The sequence below is a fragment of the Mesorhizobium sp. M0088 genome, assembly GCF_040322895.1.
Taxonomy (GTDB): Bacteria; Pseudomonadota; Alphaproteobacteria; order Rhizobiales; family Rhizobiaceae; genus Mesorhizobium.
The window spans coordinates 16,582-34,364 of sequence record NZ_JAMYUI010000026.1 but is presented as its reverse complement, the minus strand read 5'-3'; the positions used below and the strand labels follow the sequence as shown (position 1 = coordinate 34,364).

Genomic DNA, 17,783 nt, shown 5'->3' with positions numbered 1-17,783 from the left:
TGACGAAATTAACCAGGCAGTACAAAGTGCTTCTCGATGGCACGAGGAGCATGCGAAAGCGTGGTTGCCATCCCGGAGGTCCGATTGGCATCAGCAGCCGCCAGCGCGGTAGTGACGGAAAGGAAGGCGGTCGCCAATCCTCGACCGATTCTGGTCGGGCTTCTTGGCCGCGGCATTCAACAGTCCCGCACCCCGGCCATGCATGAGGCTGAGGGCCGTGCGAACGGCATCGCCTATATCTATCGCCTTCTCGATGCCGATCGGATGGGCGCCACGCCTCCGCGGCTTTCAGAGGTCATCGACTTTGCCGAGTACTTTGGCTTTGATGGCTTCAACGTCACCTTCCCCTATAAGCAGGAAATCATTCCGCTTCTGGATGAGCTGTCCGATGCCGCGCAGGCTATCGGCTCGGTGAATACAGTCGTCCTGCGGGACGGACGGCGCGTCGGGCATAACACCGACATGTGGGGCTTCAAGGAAAGCTTCCGCCTCGGCATGACCCTCGCACTACGTGACCGCGTGTTGATGCTCGGCGCTGGTGGCGCGGGCGCTGCGGTTGGCCACGCTCTGCTTGAGAGCGGCGTCGGCAGGCTGACGATCGGCGATATCGATACGGCTCGCGCGACCGCGCTTGCCGACCGGCTCTCTTCGCGATTCGGCGCAGACAAGGTCGAAGCGGTCACGGACATTGTCCAGGCGTCGCAAGCGGCCGACGGGATCGTCAATACGAGCCCCGTCGGCATGGACAAGCTTCCCGGCATGCCCATCGATGCCGCTCTGCTGAGGCACGGCTGCTGGGTGGCCGACATCATTTACTTTCCACTCGAAACTCAGTTGCTCGCGGCGGCCCGCCGGCTGGGCTGCCGCACGCTCGGCGGCGAGGGCATGGCAATATTCCAGGCCGTGCGGGCATTCGAGCTTTTCGCTGGCGTTGCGCCGGACGCGGATCGGATGAAGGCGGTCTTCTCGGCGTTCGGTGGCGCGCCACCGACTAGAGATCAACCGGATTCGCTCAAAAGTCATTCGTATCGCAAAAGGGAGGAAGGAATAAGATGAGCTTCACAACAACACGCCGCCAATTCCTGGTCGGGACTGGCATCCTTGCCGCCGCGGGCACTTTTCCGGCCTTCGCGCAGGATAAGCCGAAGCTGCGCTTCTCGGCTGTTTTCTCGGAGCAGGACATCCGCGCCGAGATGATGAAGATGTTTGCCGACGCTACCAAGGATGACTTCGTCTTCGAAGGCTACTACGGCGGCAACCTGTTCAAGCAGGGGACCGAGCTCGTCGCTATCCAGCGCGGCAACCTCGAAATGGGCAACATCGCCCCGCAAGACATCTCAAAGCAGATTCCAGCGTGGTCGATCGTGACGGCAGGTTACCTGTTCCGCGATGCGGCTCACCTCAAAGCGTTCTTCGCAAGCGAGTCCGGTGCGGAACTCAAGAAAATGACCGAGGACCAGCTTGGCGTGAAGGTGCTCGGCCCTACCTATTTCGGCGTACGGCAGGTTGGGCTGAAGCCGGACAAAGAGATCAAGACGCCGGCCGATCTCGCTGGCGTCAAGCTGCGCATGCCTGGTGGTGACGCCTGGCAGTTCCTGGGAACGGCACTCGGCGCGAACCCAACGCCGATGGCATATGCCGAAGTCTATACAGGCCTGCAGACCGGCGCGATCGACGGTCAGGACAACCCGCTGCCGAACGTCGAAAACATGAAGTTCTACGAAGTCATGTCGCAGATCGTGCTCACCTCGCATCTCGTGGGCTTCGATCTTCTCAGCATCTCGAAGAAGGTTTGGGACGAGATGGGCGCCGACAACCAGGCGAAGGTCCAGGCCGCCGCCGACGCGGCGATCGACTTCTCGACCGAGAAACATCTGACCCACGAGAAGGAACTCGTCGAGACCTTCAAAGGCAAGGGCCTGAAGATCTACGAGCCGGATGTCGCCGCCTTCCGCAAGCACGTTCAGGAACAGTATCTCGCGTCGGATCTGGCCAAGGACTGGCCCGCGGGCATGGTCGACAAGATCAACGCGCTCTAGGCGCGGGCGGTGAACAGGTCCCGCCGGCGGCGCGTCGGCCGGACCTCGCGGTGACGACGGTGTGAGGCCGTCAAGAATGGGATATGTCATTGAACAGGCAGCTCAAACAAGCCGGCCGCTGGCTCTATCGCCGCGCAGAGAACGTTCTGGCCGCGATGCTGGGGCTGATGTTCGCCGCCTTCATCCTGCAGATCGTTTTCCGTTACCTGCTCAACCTGCCAATCGGCTGGACCAATGAATTGAGCGTCATTCTCTGGATATGGCTGGTTCTGTTCGGCGCTGCTTTTGTCGTGCGCGAGGAAGAGGAAATCCGCTTCGATCTGATCTATTCCGCCGTCGGCCCCGGCGCGCGGCGCGTCATGTTCCTGATCTCGGCCATAGTGCTGATCGTTCTCTATGGCATCTCGTTCCCGGCGGTCTGGGACTACGTCATCTTCATGAAGGTCGAGAGCACCGCCTATATGAAGATCCGCTTCGACTGGCTTTATTCGATCTACGTCATTTTCGTCATCGCCGTGATCGTCCGCTACCTCTGGCTCTCCTGGCAGGCGATGTTCGGCAAGGCGCCGAAGGAGTTCGACCCGACCAAGGCGGGATCGGGCGTATGAACCCCACCAGTCCCTTTTCCCTCGCGATCATCGCCATCATCGCGCTGTCGTTCCTCGGGCTGCCGATCGGCCACGCCATGATCGCCGGTTCCATCTTCTATCTTCTGCTTGCCGGCCTCGACATGGGCACCGCTGCCGAACAGATCCTGAACGGCATGTATACAAACTACATCCTGCTCGCCGTGCCGTTGTTCATTCTGGCGGCGGAACTGATGAACATTGGCTCGATGACGGATCGTCTCATGGCCTTCTGCAACGCCATCGTCGGGCGGTTCCGTGGCGGGCTCGCCTATGTCAACATCGTGCAGTCGATCATCTTCGCGGGCATGTCCGGCTCGGCCATCGCGGATGCCGCCGGCTCCGGCAAGATGATGCAGCAGCTGATGACCAAGGACAACAAATATCCGGCGAGCTATGCCGCAGCACTCACCGCCGTGACCGCCGTGATCGGCCCGATCATTCCGCCGTCGATCCCCATGGTGATCTATGCGCTCGTTTCCGACGCCTCGATCGGCTACCTCTTCCTCGGCGGCGTCATCCCTGGCCTGCTCATGGCCCTGGCACAGATGGTCATCGTGTTCTTCGACGCGCGCCGGCTGAATTTCCCTGTCGAGAAGCCCGCGCCGGTCCGCGACCTGCCGCGCATCACGTGGGAGGCATTGCCGTCATTGATGATGCCGGTGGTGCTGCTCGGCGGTATCTACAGCGGCGTCACCACGCCAACCGAGGCGGCCGCCGTGGCCGCCGCCTACGCGCTCCTGATCTCGGTCGTGCTCTACCGCAGCGTCTCGTTTGGGGATTTTTACCGCTCGGTGCTCGCCAGCGCGCGCACGACCGCCTCGATCGGCATGCTGATCGCCGGTGCCCTCATCTTTAACTATGTCGTGACTGTCGAGAATATTCCGCAGACCGTGGCCTCCATCCTGAAAGCATGGGACTTGTCGCCGACCGGCTTCCTGATCCTCGTCAATGTCATCCTGCTCGTTCTTGGCTGCCTGCTGGAAGGCACCACTATCCTGCTCGTCGTCGTGCCGGTGCTGATCCCGACCGCACAGGCGCTTGGCCTCGATATGGTGCATTTCGGCGTCATGGTCGTCGTCAATATCATGATCGGCCTGATCACCCCGCCTTACGGGCTGCTGCTTTTCATTATGACCCGGATCGCGGAAGTGCCGCTGCGCGACCTAGTGCGCGATACACTGCCGTTTCTCTGGGCGATGATCGGCTCGCTAATTCTGATCACATTTGTTCCGGACCTAGTGCTCTGGCTGCCCCGGCTCTTCGGCTACCAGGGCTGATTGGGGAGAGGCGTCGCCATGAAACCGATCTTCATCATCAATGGCCCCAACCTCAACCGGCTCGGCAAGCGGGAACCTGCGATCTACGGAACCACGACGCTTGCCGAGATCGAGGCGATGTGCCGCGAGGCGGCGGGCGGGACGCCTGTCCGCTTCCAACAGTCGAACGCCGAACACGAGATCGTGGATTGGATCCACGAGGCGATCGACGACGGCGCCGGCATTCTGATCAACCCGGCCGGCTTGAGCTTCCGCTCAATTCCGGTCCTGGACGCGCTCAAGATGTTTCCCGGTCCGATCATCGAGTTCCACATCTCCAACATTCACAAGCGTGAGCAGATTTATCACCAATCGCTCGTCTCGACGGTTGCGACGGCTGTGCTCGCGGGTCTCGGGCCAAGGGGCTACGCCCATGCAGTTCACGCGCTGTGCGAGATGATCATGAAGTAATTCAAGAGCGGGAGGAGAAGATACGGAAGAACTAGGAAGGAATGGCAAGCCGATCCAATTCACAAGCTTCAAAAACATCGAGAGGGAAGGAACGATACATGTGCCCACCAGGATGTCTGCATTCGATCTGCGAGAAGGCCACCCGCAGGGGGTTGCTGAAAGCGGGATTCGCACTTGGCGTCGGCGCGGCCGCGGCCACCGCGTTTCCGATCGCAAAGCCTGCCCAGGCCGCGACCACGAGTTTCACTGATACGGTCGATCTGTCGCACGCCCTCTATGAGGGGTTTCCAACGTTTAGCGGCGAAAAATGGTTCACTGTCGAACAGCTTGTCACGTTCGCCAAGGACAAGGTCAACCTCAATCGCTGGACGATCGTCGAGCACAGCGGCACGCATATGGACGCGCCGATCCATTTCTCCGCCGACGGCTTGACGGCCGACTTGATCCCGATCTCGGACCTCATCGTTCCGGTCGCCGTCATCAACATTGCCGCCCGCGCCGCCGACAATGTCGACACGTCGCTGACGCCAGATGACGTCAAGGCGTGGGAATCGAAAAATGGTCCGCTGCCGGAGGGATGCTGCGTCGTCATGAATTCCGGCTGGCACAGACTGGTCGGCGATCCGAAATTCACTGGCAACGACGACCAGAAGAAGAATCACACACCCGGCTTCCACGTTGAAACGGCACAGATGCTGATCAACGAACGCAAGGTGAAAGGCATCGGTGTCGACACGCTGTCGCTCGATACCGGGCTGAATTCGGGCGGAGCGTTCCCAGTTCACTACGAATGGCTGGGAAGCGGCCGCTGGGGCGTGGAATGCCTGGCGAATCTCGATGCGATTCCAGAATCCGGAGCGCGTCTCTTCCTCGGCATCCCAAAGGTGAAGGGCGCCACCGGCGGTCCTACCCGGGTGATCGCGCTCCTATGAAGCCGCAACAAGATAGCTTCGAGAATGTCGTTTTCTCCCTCGATCCTTTCGGGTGGAGGGTCTTCCAGCGCAGGTCCGCAAAGAGATGAAAACCTCGATCGCCACGGTCTCGATCAGCGGCGACTTCCCCGAGAAGCTCGCCGCGATCGCCGCCGCCGGCTTCGACGGCGTCGAGATCTTCGAAAACGATTTCCTGGGTTTCGACGGCTCGCCCGCCGATGTCGGCAATATGGCGCGCGATGCCGGGCTCGCCATCACGCTGTTCCAGCCCTTCCGCGATTTCGAGGGTCTGCCGGAGCCGCAGCGCGGTCGAGCGTTTGATCGCGCCGAGCGCAAATTCGACGTCATGCAGGAGCTTGGCACCGATCTGATGCTGATCTGTTCCAGCGTCTCGCCGGTGGCGCTCGGCGGCATCGACCGCGCGGCGGCGGATTTCCGGGAACTCGGCGAGCGTGCGGCAAGGTGTGGCTTGCGAGTCGGCTACGAGGCACTGGCGTGGGGAAGGCACATCAACGATCATCGTGACGCCTGGGAGATCGTTCGCCGCGCCGACCATCCCAATGTCGGGATTATTCTCGACTCGTTTCACACGCTGGCACGGAAGATTGACGTTGGCTCGATCCGCTCGATCCCGAAGGACAAGATCTTCATCGTGCAACTGGCCGACGCGCCGCTGATCGAGATGGACCTGCTCTACTGGAGCCGGCATTTCCGCAACATGCCGGGGGAGGGCGACCTGCCGGTCAAGGCTTTCGTCGGCGCGGTCGCCGCGACGGGCTATGACGGCTATCTCTCGCTAGAGATATTCAACGACATGTTCCGCGGGGGCTCGCCGAAATCCATCGCGGTCGACGGCCGCCGGTCGCTGCTTGCGCTGATGGATCAGGTGCGGCGCGACGAACCCGGGCTAGCGCTCGAGATGCCAGAGATGCCGGACCGGGTCGGCGTCGCGGGCGTGGCGTTCGTCGAATTCGCGGCCGACGCCGCTGGCGCCGCCGTGTTAGCAGCGCTTCTGCACACCCTGGGCTTCAAATTGGCGGGACGGCATGTGTCGAAGGATGTCAGCCTCTTTCGGCAGGGCGAGATCAACATCGTCGTCAACACCGAGCGCGAGGGTCTGGCTCACTCCTCATTCTTGGTCCACGGGACGTCTGTCTACGCCATCGGCCTCAAGGTCGAGGACGCGAAGGCGACGGTCAAACGCGCACGGGCGCTCGGCGCCGAGCTGTTCGAGCAGGCGGTAGGACCGGGCGAACTGCAGATTCCGGCAATACGCGGGGTCGGCGGCGGCGTCGTCTACTTCATCGACGGCACGTCGACACTCGCCAGAGTCTGGGACGTCGAGTTCCTGCCGGTCGAGGACACCAGCCCATGCGGGCCTGCCGGCCTGACCCTAATCGACCATGTCGGCCAGACGATGGACTACGGCGAAATGCTGACTTGGCTGCTCTTCTATACATCGATATTCCAGACTAGGAAGACGCCGATGGTGGACGTCATTGATCCGTCCGGCATTGTGAGAAGCCAGGCGATCGAAAGTCACGACGGCCAGTTGAGGCTGACATTGAACGGGGCCGAGAACCGGCAGACGCTGGCCGGGCGCTTCATCGCCGAAAGTTTCGGCCCGGCCGTGCAGCATTTGGCGTTTCAGACGGGCGATATCTTTGCCACCGCGGCGGCGCTGAGACGAAACGGCTTCACGCCGCTCGCCATCTCATCCAATTACTACGACGACGTCGAAGCGCGGTTCGGGCTCGAACCGGATCTCGCCGACCGGTTGCGCGCCGAAAACATCCTCTACGACCGCGACGACAACGGCGAGTTCTTCCAGCTCTACGCGCCGACCTTCGGCGAAGGCTTCATCGTCGAGGTGGTGGAACGCCGAAGCGGCTACAAGGGCTACGGCGCGCCCAACGCGCCGTTCCGCATCGCGGCCCAGAAACGGCATCTGCGGCCGAAGGGCATGCCCCACGATTTGCGCCGGTGATGGTCCCATTATGAATTTCGCTAGCATCAAGGGCGTCACGCTGCACTATCGCATCGACGGGCCGTCGGCCGCACCGCCGCTCGTGTTCGTCAATTCGCTGGGTACCGACGCCCGCATCTGGGACGATTTCATCGCGATGCTTGCCGGCCGCTATTGCGTGATGTCCTACGACAAGCGGGGCCACGGGCTGTCCGATGCCGTAAGCGGCCCCTATCGGCTCGAAGATCATCTCGATGATCTCTTCGGTCTCGCGGATTTTCTCGGTATCGGCGACTTCGCCCTGGCCGGCGTATCAGTCGGCGGTCTGATTGCGCAGGGAGCGGCTGTCCGCCACGGCGCCCGCGTACGCGCGCTGGTCCTTTGCGATACGGCGGCAAAGATCGGTACCGCCAGTTTCTGGGACGACCGGATCAGGGCGGTGATGGCCGGCGGCACCAACGCCATTGCCGATTCCGTCATGGAACGCTGGTTCGAGGATGAAGCCGAGGCCAACGAGATGGACTTCGTGCTCAATCGGATCATGGACGTGCGCCGCCGCAAGACCCTGATCGCGGCCCGCTCCGACGCGGACGGCAAGGCTGTTTACACATTCGACATCCGCCTTCAAGGCGGCGACGAAACAGTCTTCTTCGACATCTAAGACGATGTGCTGGGCCCTTTCCATTCCGTTGATGCGGTTAAGTGCTCCGCCATTTGTATCGATGTCGGCCTGCGTCAGGAGATCACCTGAATGAAGCCATCGATGCACGCGCCTCGGCGCCGATTGCTAGACGCGCTTGTTGGCGACGACGGGACCGAAGCGCTGCTCGGCGACGAGGCACAACTCGCAGCCATGCTCGCCTTCGAGCGCGCCCTTGCGGAGGCCGAAGCCGATGCCGGGCTGATCGGAAACGATGCTGCAGCGGCGATTGCCTCGGCTATCGACAGGTTCACCGTCGATTGGGATGACCTTGCGGCCGGCCTCGCGCAGGATGGTGTGGTCGTGCCGGCGCTGGTGCGTCAGTTGCGCACCGCGGTCGGCGAACCCCACGGTCAGTTCGTCCATCACGGCGCGACGAGCCAGGATGTTATCGACACGGCGCTGGTGCTACAATTGGCTCGTCGCCCTGTTTCTCGATCGGATCGCCGAGCTGCAGTCGGCCCTCGCCGCGCTCTCAGCAGCTTCCGCCGCGATGCCGCTGATGGCCCACACCCAAATGCAAGCGGCACTGCCTTTTACCGTCGCCGAAAAGCTCAGGACCTGGTTGGAACCGCTCGGCCGACATCATGCGTCACTGTCCGGCATTCGGCGCCAGTTGCTGGTGGTCCAACTCGGCGGACCGATCGGCGACCGATCGACTTTCAGCGGGAAGGGCGTTCAGGTTGCCCGAGGACTGGCTCGGCTGCTCGACCTTGGCATTGCGGAACCATGGCATGCAACCCGTGATCCGATCGTGGCCTTCGGATCGCTGCTCTCGTTGATAACAGGATCGCTGGGCAAGATCGGCGCTGACGTGACGCTGATGGCCCAGACCGAAGTCGCCTCGATCAAACTCTCCGCCGGCGGCGGGTCCTCCGCCATGGCGCACAAGTCCAACCCGGTGAACGCCGAAGTGCTGGTGGCATTGGCCCGCTACAATGCTGGCCTAGTCGGCACGCTGCATCAGTCCATCGTGCACGAGAACGAGCGGTCCGGCGCTGCCTGGACCCTCGAATGGCTGACGCTGCCGCAAATCATAGTTACGACAGGCGCAAGTCTTAGGCTTGCGACACGCCTCACAAGCCAAATCCACTTCCAACCATAGTGAAGAGCAAATCGGGCACAATAAGTCGTTCACGAAATGCGGCGATCCCCGGAATTGGGCCGCCGCGGTGGCGTTGAAGCGCTGTTCCGAAACGCTATACTCGGCTGCGCAACTCAAATCGCACCAAACGCGACATGCTTCAGCTCGGCGCCAGACCGAGCCTTGTGCGAGCCTCGGTCGTGGAAGCGACACGCCGACCTTGTTCGAAGATGGCTGCGACGGCGCATTCGACCAGCTCCGCATTCGAACTGGCGAGGCGTTCTTTTGTAATTCGGATGTTGTCCTCCATGCCGGTGCGCACGCCGTCCGCGGAGCGCGCGAGTGCCCAGCGCATGACCAAACTTTGGTTGCGACCGATGCCGGCAGCGGTCCAGGTGCAACGAGGAAACAACGTCTTTGCTTCGCTGAGCATGATATCCAGCAGGCGTTCTTCCGCCGGCATCGCATTCTGAACGCCCAACACGAACTGAATATGTGGCCGCTCACCGATCAGGTCGAGATCGGCCAGCCTGCGGGCTGCATGAAGATGGGATAGATCGAAGATCTCGATCTCCGGTAGAATCCCATTAGCCTTCATCTTCGACGCAAGCTCGTCAACCAGTGCCGGATGGTTCTCGTAGACGATGAGGGGGAAGTTGACAGATCCGGTCGAAAGCGAAGCCATGTCGGGCTTGAGGTGGAGCGAAGAGCCCCGCGCGGACGGATCGCGGCCGCGCCCACCGGTCGAGAACTGCACGATCATGCCGGGGCAGTGCCGGCGCAGGCCCTCCTGGACGGCAGCGAAGCGCTTCGGATCGGACGAGGACGACTGATCGTCATTGCGGACATGAATATGCACCAGCGACGCACCGGCCTCGAAGGCTTGGTGCGTCGATTCGACTTGCTCTGACGCACTTATCGGCAGCGCTGGGTTGTCTTCCTTGCGGGGAAGCGAACCGGTGATCGCCACCGCGATAATGCATGATTCCGGCATGGATAGGCTCTTCGTCGATCTTGTAGGTCCCTTGAGGGCGCCTGCGATTGTTCATCGAAACGCGATTTCCTCCAAGCACTTCTACATGATGGTTGTGCAGCGTCGCATACCCACACTAAAGGCCGTTCGCTGCGCTTTCCTCCGGCGTTGACCTGAAACCCTGCTGTTCACGAGCAAGCTCAAGGTTCGCCGAACTGCTCCCGTCCGCCAGGTGATCAGCTCGCCCTCGGTCTACGTGTCGCCGGTCTTCTTTGACGACGACGGCCTTGATCTCCTCCTCGTGACTCCGGTGCGGAGCTCCGATGACCGCGCCCTAGGCCGGCCATGCCTGCCCCACGCTGCATGCTGCAGGTCACCGGCAGCTTTCACGACAGCCTCAAGGCGGCCTAAACGGCCGAAATGCGGCGCATTCCAGACATTCACTCGCGTTGTGACGCTTGGTTGTCCGATCGCGACGGATGTGGATTGGGGTGAGCTCTAAACAGTACCTCGGGCTGTTCGATGCTCTGGGCCAACTCAACATGTGGGGACACTGGCCGGATCGGAGGACTTCGATCTGGCACCGCACAAACCCGATGCTGCCGGCTGCGATGGCCACGGGGAAGTACGCAGAAGATGCGATGTCGACACGACCACTGTATCAGCGTCAGGCAAGAATATCTCAGTATCTGGCCTTTCGTATGGTCTTCTTCCCAGAAGAAAGATGTGGTCTCTCTCTTCAGAGGCATCGGCTAAATTTCGACTAAACCGCGTGCCGTCGATAGGAGAAAAATGCCTGTTCGATAGTGGGTCTCGCGATGTAGCGCGCTCTCGCTACCAACCCCCGACCGGCGTAACCCGTAGCAACTCCTATTTACAGGTCGCGGCCGCAATTTACCGCCTGAACCGAAGGCACCCCTTCCCTCCTCCAATCAAAGTCCGTCTACGCATAAAGGCATGCCGAGTTCATGGACATGCAGAGAGCCGTAGCCGTGAAGCGGTACTCGCCCGCGCCTCGGCTGATCACCGCGGAGCGTATAGAACGAGCGCTCGACCGCGTCGCCGAGATCATCGTGGCGCGAGGCGACCATGGTGAGGCATGGCTCCCGCTATACGACCATTTGGAACGCGCCCTGCAGGATCATCGAGCGAAGGAGGAACGCCTCGCGGCAGTGCGCCGGCGTGTCATACGATCCCAGGATCGAACGGCAACACGATCTTCATAAGTTCCTCTTGCCACATCTTCATGTCGCCGCCCTCGCCGTATTTCGGACGGTCGATCGTGTGGCCCATCAGCATGCGCCGAAGCTCCTCGTCCAGCCTACCGTTCTTCATGCGGTCTTCGAATGAATGGCGCAGTGAATAGACGGTGTGACTGTCGGTCGGGAACAAACTGTAGCTCTTGAAGTGCTTGTTGAGCAGGGCTGACAGCGACGCCTCGCGATCCTTGTACCGTGGGAAGCCCTTGGGATGCTTCTTGAGCACCTCAAGCGCCACGCCGACCAACGGCACCTTGCGCACCGACGAGGCGATCTTGATCTCTCGTGGATCGTCGGGATCGTCGCGCGGCTCGACTGAAATGTGCGGCACCTCGTGGTCAACATGGATGACACCGGCATGCAGGTTCGCGAGTTCGCTCGGCCGGGCTCCTGTCTCAGCGAAGGCAAGCACGATTCCCCGGGCCTCATCATTGAGTGCCGCAAGCGCGCCAGGCGCAAATATCTTGTCTCGAATCCAGTCGGTCGGGAACGGCGGTCGACTGCGTTTCGACTTGTCGGCGAATGACAGATCGGCGAACGGGTTCTTTTGTTCGGGGAAACCGAGATGGCGAAAGTAGTCGGCGTAGAGGGTTCGAAGATTGCCCATGTTTCGGTTGCCTGTCGACGCTGAACGATCCGCTCTCCCTTTCTCCGGCGCAATTCGATCCAGCCAATATTTGTGTACCACTCGCGCGTCATCACGCGTGATCTCACTCATTGGCTTGTCGCCGACCAGGCCGATAAACACGTCGACGCTCATTTCGCGCTTTGCCTTCCAGCGCTTCTTCTGATCAGGGCTTTTTGTGCGGATTTCGTCGCGGGCAATCTCGTTGAAATACAGCTTCAGCGCTTCCGATATCTTGTCGTGAGGGCGGGCGACCGCGCCACCGACTGCGTCGACAGATGGTGATCTGGGAGACTCGCCTATTGTGCTCTCGACCCGCTGCAGGATCGTATCGAGCGGCTCGGCGACCAGGATCTCGGCGAGTGGCCGATAGATGAACCCCAGCGACTCGGCGCGCTATCGGCGGCCTCGTGGAGATCCCGGGCGGTGCGCGCCTTTATGCGGTCAGTGGTGTCGAGGGCGCGGCGCACGAACACGCCACGCTCGTCGAGGTCCCTAACCTCTCTGGGCACCCGGCGGTAGTAGTGGAAATGATCGCCCCTCAGTTGCAGGAAGCGGTCAGGATCATGCTCTTCGCGTCGTCTTCCCACGTCTCTGATGCACCATTTGTATCACAATAAGTAACACATTAGGTAACACAAAATCGGAAATAGCCGCAGGGCTAATCACTAGCTGTCGAAACTTCTGTAGTAAATTCAATAGCTTAGCGAGGAAAGTCGATGGTACCGTTGGCTGGGATCGAACCAGCGACCTCCGGATCCACAATCCGGCGCTCTAACCATCTGAGCTACAACGGCACGTTGCCTGAGCGGATCGAAACAGAAACTCATCCGCCCGCTCTGTCGTTCGGCGATGCGTCCTTACGGGCTTATGGATTCTAATTCAAGGCTTTTGGAAAGCAAAGGTCACTTCCCCACATCGACGCGGCATTTGCCCAGCAAGAAGGCGCAGGCAAGGGCCGGGCGACGGACAAAGAAAAAGGCCGGCGGGAGGAGGTGCCGGCCTTTTCCTGTTACGAGCCAGCGGGAGGAGGTGCTGGCTGGTCACCCCGGGGAGCAGAGGGAGGAGGTTCCACTCACCGGGTATTCCTTGATGGCTGCTATCATACACCTGATCGCTTTTAAGAAAATGCGACCTTTTGTTGCATCTTCAGATCATGCGCAAATGTTAGGCAACCTTGATTTCCTTCATCGCCTTCTCGAAGGCGGTCTTGATCGGCTTGGAGACGTCCTCGGCCGCCTTGGAGGCAACGGCCTGGAAGTCCTTGGCCTGTTCGACGGTCGATTCGACGCGCTTGCGCAGGAAGGCGGTCTGCAGCTCGACGACTTCCGACAGCGACTTGGCGCCGATCAGGGCTTCGAGGTGGGAAAAGCCGGCCTCGGCATTGGCACGCAAAGCGGAGATGGTCTTGAGCGACAGGTCGTTGGAAACGGTCTTGGCGGTCTCGTAGGTCGACTCCAGAGCCTTCTGGGTCTCCTCGGCGCCGGTCTTCAGCTTGGCATAGGCCTCTTTCGACTGCTCAACGCCCTTTTCGGCGAAGGCGCGCATCTGGTCGGTGGCCTTGGAAGCGTCGAAGCTCGGGAATTCAACGTTTTCGATCGTCTCGGCGGTCTTGGTCCTGGACATTTTCCATCCTTTTCAGCGGCAGCGGCTTTGACAGAAAGCCGTCTCGTTCCTGTATGATGGCAATATAAAGGCAAATTTTGTGCGTTGCAATATCTTTGTTGCAGTGCACCATAAATTTCTTTTGGGCCGTTAACCAAGAGCCCAGATTCCAGCCTTTGCACGTTCTGGCTTGTGGACCTTCGCGCCTCCGGCTTTTATTAACAAAGCGTTAACTGCAAAATCGCCGCTCCGTGAGGTCCGCCAAGCGCATGCCGTCCGAATATTCCTTCCTCGATGTCGCCGTGCTCGACGCGGTCCGCCAGCGCTTTGCGGCAGGCGACGCGATCGCGATCCTGTCGGCGGATCTGGAGCAGGTGATCTGGGCCAACGGGCCAGGAGCCGCGATGTTCGGTTATCCCGACATCGAGGCGATCATCGGCGCCTCGGCGCAGTTGCCCGTGATCGCCAGGCGCCAGATCATGGCGACCAGCGGATTTCCCGAGATTGGCAGTGACCGCGCCATCATGGTGCGGCTGGCGACCGGCATGACCAGCCGCGCCGTCGGCTTCCTGGCCAGTGCGGTGACCATGCCGGACGCCGAAAAGGCGATCATGCTGGCAGTGCCGGCGGCTCAGACCGGGTCACGCAGTGCCGGCGAAATCGCCGCGCGCGCCATTAGCGGCCTCACCGAGGATGGTCATTTCATCGCCTTTGTCGATGCCGGGGGCAACGTCGAGGCGGCCTCGGAAGGATTTTCGGCACTGGGCATCCTGCCGGAGACGCTGGCGGCACTGGTTGCCGACGTCGCAGCCGAGAGCGACCGCATCGTCAAGCGCCTTGTCCCCGGCGGCACGGCCTCCTACCCGGCAGGGCTGGCAAGATTGACCGAGGAGCGGCATCTGCTGGTGGTGATCGACGAGGACCAGCTCGACGACACAGCCCCTGCGGGCGAACAATTTACGCAAACCATTGCCGAGACGGCACCTGCTGGCGACGCGGCTTCCCAGCCGGAACAGGGTCGCGAGGCACCGACCGACGAACCGAGCGCCTCGCAGCCGGCCGGTGACACCGCCGCATCGCAGCAGCATGAGATCGCCGATGCGATCGGACAGGCGCCGACGGCGGCCAACAGCGATCGGCCGGCAGCAGAGCGCATGCCCGCGCAGCACGACCATTGGTACTTCAACGCCGGCGAAGACGGAGGGCAACAGGCGCCGCGACCTGCCGCGTCCGGACCTGAAGCGCCTCAAGAGCCGGCCGCCCTGGAAGTCCAGTCCACGGCCACGCCGACGACCGTCTCGGCGATAGACCGCGCAGCGGCGCCGGTGCGTTTCGTCTGGCGCACCGATGCCGAAGGCAAGTTCAGCGCGCTGTCGCCGGAATTCGCCGACATCGGCGGAAAGCGGGCGGCCGACGTGAGCGGCCGCCGCTTCAGGGATGTCGCCGCTACATTCGGCCTCGACCCCTCCGGCGAGATATCAGGGCTCCTCGAACGGCGCGATACCTGGTCCGGGCGCTCCGTGCTGTGGCCGGTCGTCGGCACCGATCTGAAGATACCGGTCGACCTGGCGGCGCTGCCTGTCTATGGCCGCAGCCGCGCCTTCGAGGGTTTCCGCGGCTTCGGCGTCGCCCGCGCCAGCGACGCGGTCGTCGATCCGGAGGCCATCGGCATGGCGCTGGTGCCCAATAGCCAGGCGCCGGCAACGCCGGAACCGCAAATCATCCAACCCGCGCCCGAACAGCCGAACGCCGAAGAGCCCAAGACCGAGGACACGCAGGCATCGGATCCGTTCAAGGGCGAGGTGCCGGCGTTGACCATCGTGCCGAAACAGGAGCGGCGCTTTGCCGATAAGGTGATCCGGCTCGCCGAACATCGCCAGCCTGCCAACGACAAGGGCCTGTCGACCCTGGAACGCAGCGCGTTCCGCGAAATCGGCGAGCGGCTGAAGAAGGATAGCGCTCCGGTCGGGCCGCCAGAGACCGAGACTGTGGAGGCATCGGCAGCGGAGACCGAGGCTCCGGTCAATGCGTCCGACGACCCGATGCGCACCGACGGCATCCCTGCGTCAGGGCCAGAGAACGAACCGGTCGAGGCATCCGATGTCGATGCCGAAGACGAGCGGGATCTGGCACGGCTTGACGGTCACGCGGACGAAGCCCCTCGTGACGCCCGCTCGGGGGTGAATGTGACGGGCTCGTTGCTCGACTATGCCGGCCAAGATGACGAACGTGGCCCCGTGGCGGCGGAACCTGAGAACACAGCTGCCGTTTCGCCCGGCGAAGAGCCTGAAGCCACTGACGCGACACATGATAGCCTCGATGACGACAGCATGACGTCGGCGGATTTTCGCGATGCCGAAGACAATGAGGATTGGGCGCAGCCCGACGAGGAAGCCGCGTCGCCCGACGAGCAGACGGTTGGCGAGGAAACCGCAGGCGACTCTGCGGAAATACCCCTCGAGCGCCCTCGCCTGCAGGTTCCGCCGCTCAAGGCCGAAGGGTTCGTGCCGTCGGCGTTTTCCGCCGGAGATGAACACAAGGCTCCGGACACGTCGCTGCTCGGCAAGCTGCCCGTGCCGCTGCTCATCCATTCCGGGGACCGGTTGCACTATGCGAATGAGGAATTCCTCAGCCTGACGGGTTACGAGGCGCTTGACGATCTGGCGGATGCCGGCGGCCTCGGCGCGTTGTTTGCCGACCCCTATGCCGACGACGGCGTTTCCGACGGCACCGATCGCGCGCTGCGGCTGAAAACGCGTGACGGACAGGAATTCCCGATCGAGGCCATTTTGCGCTCGGTCCCCTGGCGCGACGGCAAGGCGCTGATGCTGGTCGTGCGACGCTCCGGCGAGGATGATGCGCCGGCGAGCCTGCATGTGGTTGGCGACGAGCAGACGCAGCCGGATATTTCCGAACTCAAGGCGCGCATCGCCGAGATGCGCACCATTATCGACACCGCCACCGACGGCGTCGTGTTGATCGGCCGTGACGGCACCATCCGATCGATTAGCCGGCCTGCGGAAGCGCTGTTCGGCTTCGACAGCGACGATGTGACCGGCAAGCCGTTCGCCTCGCTGTTTGCGATCGAAAGCCAGCGCGCGGCGCGCGACTATCTCAACGGACTGTCCGAGCCCGGCGTGGCGAGTGTCATGAACGACGGCCGCGAGGTGATCGGGCGCGAGTCGCAAGGCCGCTTCATTCCGCTGTTCATGACCATCGGTCGGCTGCCCAACGACAGCGGCTTCTGCGCCGTCGTTCGCGACATCACGCAGTGGAAGCGGGCCGAAGAGGACTTGACGCAGGCACGTGCGGTGGCCGAGCGCGCGTCCTCGCAGAAGACCGATTTCCTGGCCCGCATCAGCCACGAGATCCGCACCCCGCTCAATGCCATCATCGGTTTTTCGGAATTGATGGTCGACGAGAAGTTTGGACCTGTCGCCAACGATCGCTACCGCGACTATCTGCGCGATATCAACCGCTCGGGCAATCATGTGCTCGATCTGGTCAACGACCTGCTCGACATCTCCAAGATCGAGGCCGGCCAGCAGGAGATGGCCTATGAAGCGGTGTCGCTCAACGACACGCTGGCCGAGACGGTGGCGATGATGCAGCCGCAGGCCAACCGCGAACGGGTCATCATCCGCTCCAGCTTCGCTTCGCGGCTGCCGGAAGTGGTGGCGGACCTGCGCAGCGTGCGCCAGATCGCGCTCAACATCCTGTCGAATGCCATCCGTTACACCCAGGCCGGCGGCCAGGTGATCGTCTCGACCGCCTATGAGACGTCGGGCGACGTCGTCATGCGGGTGCGCGACACCGGCATCGGCATGAGCCATGCCGAGATCGAGCAGGCGCTAAAGCCGTTCAAGCAGATCAACGCGCTGAAGCGCGGACGCGGTGACGGTACCGGGCTTGGACTGCCGTTGACCAAAGCGATGGTGGAAGCCAACCGTGCCCGGTTCACCATCAATTCGACACCGGGCGAAGGCACTCTGGTCGAGGTCGCTTTTCCGTCGACCCGTGTGCTCGCGGAATAGATCAGCCCTCTCCGCGGTTCGGTCCCGATAAAAAGAAAAGGCGCCCAAAGGGCGCCTTAAGAGATGGGATTGCTGTCACAACGGGGGCTTGAGCGAATTCGGATCCTCGGGGCTGAGGAACGGGATTTCTCCCTCAAGTTACCTGCGACTATCGACGCCGGACCTTAACAACTCCTTACCGGAGTGCCGGAAAATTTACGAATGTGTACC

General features: G+C 61.8%; 14 protein-coding genes and 1 tRNA gene. 10 read left to right on the top strand and 5 right to left on the bottom strand.

All coding sequences use genetic code 11. The annotated features are described in order from the left end of the window. The first annotated feature begins 84 nt into the window (after window positions 1–84). From NKJ67_RS27060 to NKJ67_RS27025, 8 genes are all read left to right on the top strand, one after another. Window positions 85–1,056 carry a shikimate dehydrogenase gene (locus tag NKJ67_RS27060; protein ID WP_352584201.1) on the top strand — a complete coding sequence of 324 codons (972 nt, stop codon included), beginning with the start codon at window positions 85–87 and terminating at the stop codon, window positions 1,054–1,056. Further along, complete coding sequence (gene dctP / locus NKJ67_RS27055) at window positions 1,053–2,039, top strand: TRAP transporter substrate-binding protein DctP (RefSeq protein ID WP_352584199.1); 987 nt, start codon at window positions 1,053–1,055, stop codon at window positions 2,037–2,039. Before NKJ67_RS27060 ends, dctP begins: the two co-directional genes overlap by 4 nt. An 89-nt stretch (window positions 2,040–2,128) precedes the next feature. Then, complete coding sequence (locus NKJ67_RS27050) at window positions 2,129–2,647, top strand: TRAP transporter small permease (RefSeq protein ID WP_352584197.1); 519 nt, start codon at window positions 2,129–2,131, stop codon at window positions 2,645–2,647. Beyond that, window positions 2,644–3,945 (top strand): TRAP transporter large permease, encoded by a 1,302-nt coding sequence (locus NKJ67_RS27045; protein ID WP_352584195.1) that lies wholly within the window; start codon window positions 2,644–2,646, stop codon window positions 3,943–3,945. The genes NKJ67_RS27050 and NKJ67_RS27045 overlap by 4 nt, the downstream gene beginning before the upstream one ends. A gap of 18 nt (window positions 3,946–3,963) precedes the next feature. Beyond that, window positions 3,964–4,395 (top strand): type II 3-dehydroquinate dehydratase, encoded by a 432-nt coding sequence (locus NKJ67_RS27040; protein ID WP_256746040.1) that lies wholly within the window; start codon window positions 3,964–3,966, stop codon window positions 4,393–4,395. A gap of 98 nt (window positions 4,396–4,493) precedes the next feature. Next, window positions 4,494–5,327, top strand: coding sequence for a cyclase family protein (locus NKJ67_RS27035; protein WP_256746039.1), 834 nt, complete (start codon window positions 4,494–4,496; stop codon window positions 5,325–5,327). 85 nt (window positions 5,328–5,412) lie between these two features. Then, window positions 5,413–7,314, top strand: a complete 1,902-nt coding sequence (locus NKJ67_RS27030) for a bifunctional sugar phosphate isomerase/epimerase/4-hydroxyphenylpyruvate dioxygenase family protein (RefSeq protein WP_352584192.1) — start codon at window positions 5,413–5,415, stop codon at window positions 7,312–7,314. A gap of 10 nt (window positions 7,315–7,324) precedes the next feature. Further along, complete coding sequence (locus NKJ67_RS27025) at window positions 7,325–7,954, top strand: alpha/beta fold hydrolase (protein ID WP_352584190.1); 630 nt, start codon at window positions 7,325–7,327, stop codon at window positions 7,952–7,954. A gap of 126 nt (window positions 7,955–8,080) precedes the next feature. Here the strand turns inward: NKJ67_RS27025 and NKJ67_RS27020 are convergent, their stop codons facing one another. Continuing rightward, complete coding sequence (locus tag NKJ67_RS27020) at window positions 8,081–8,359, bottom strand: hypothetical protein (protein ID WP_352584188.1); 279 nt, start codon at window positions 8,357–8,359, stop codon at window positions 8,081–8,083. A gap of 19 nt (window positions 8,360–8,378) precedes the next feature. Between NKJ67_RS27020 and NKJ67_RS27015 the strand changes: the two genes are divergently transcribed. Beyond that, window positions 8,379–9,098, top strand: coding sequence for a lyase family protein (locus tag NKJ67_RS27015; RefSeq protein ID WP_352584186.1), 720 nt, complete (start codon window positions 8,379–8,381; stop codon window positions 9,096–9,098). A gap of 139 nt (window positions 9,099–9,237) precedes the next feature. Here the strand turns inward: NKJ67_RS27015 and NKJ67_RS27010 are convergent, their stop codons facing one another. From NKJ67_RS27010 to NKJ67_RS26995, 4 genes are all read right to left on the bottom strand, one after another. Beyond that, window positions 9,238–10,071, bottom strand: a complete 834-nt coding sequence (locus NKJ67_RS27010) for a 3-oxoadipate:acetyl-CoA acetyltransferase (protein WP_352584184.1) — start codon at window positions 10,069–10,071, stop codon at window positions 9,238–9,240. 1,164 nt (window positions 10,072–11,235) lie between these two features. After that, entirely contained in the window at window positions 11,236–11,916 is a 681-nt protein-coding gene (locus tag NKJ67_RS27005; RefSeq protein ID WP_352584182.1) for a site-specific integrase, read from the bottom strand. 738 nt (window positions 11,917–12,654) lie between these two features. Next, window positions 12,655–12,731, bottom strand: a tRNA-His gene (locus NKJ67_RS27000). Window positions 12,732–13,101: 370 nt separating this feature from the next. Further along, window positions 13,102–13,560 (bottom strand): phasin, encoded by a 459-nt coding sequence (locus NKJ67_RS26995; protein WP_127327947.1) that lies wholly within the window; start codon window positions 13,558–13,560, stop codon window positions 13,102–13,104. 248 nt (window positions 13,561–13,808) lie between these two features. On the opposite strand from NKJ67_RS26995, the gene NKJ67_RS26990 reads away from it, so the two are divergent. Beyond that, window positions 13,809–17,573, top strand: a complete 3,765-nt coding sequence (locus tag NKJ67_RS26990; RefSeq protein ID WP_352584180.1) for a PAS domain S-box protein — start codon at window positions 13,809–13,811, stop codon at window positions 17,571–17,573. Window positions 17,574–17,783: the final 210 nt, after the last annotated feature.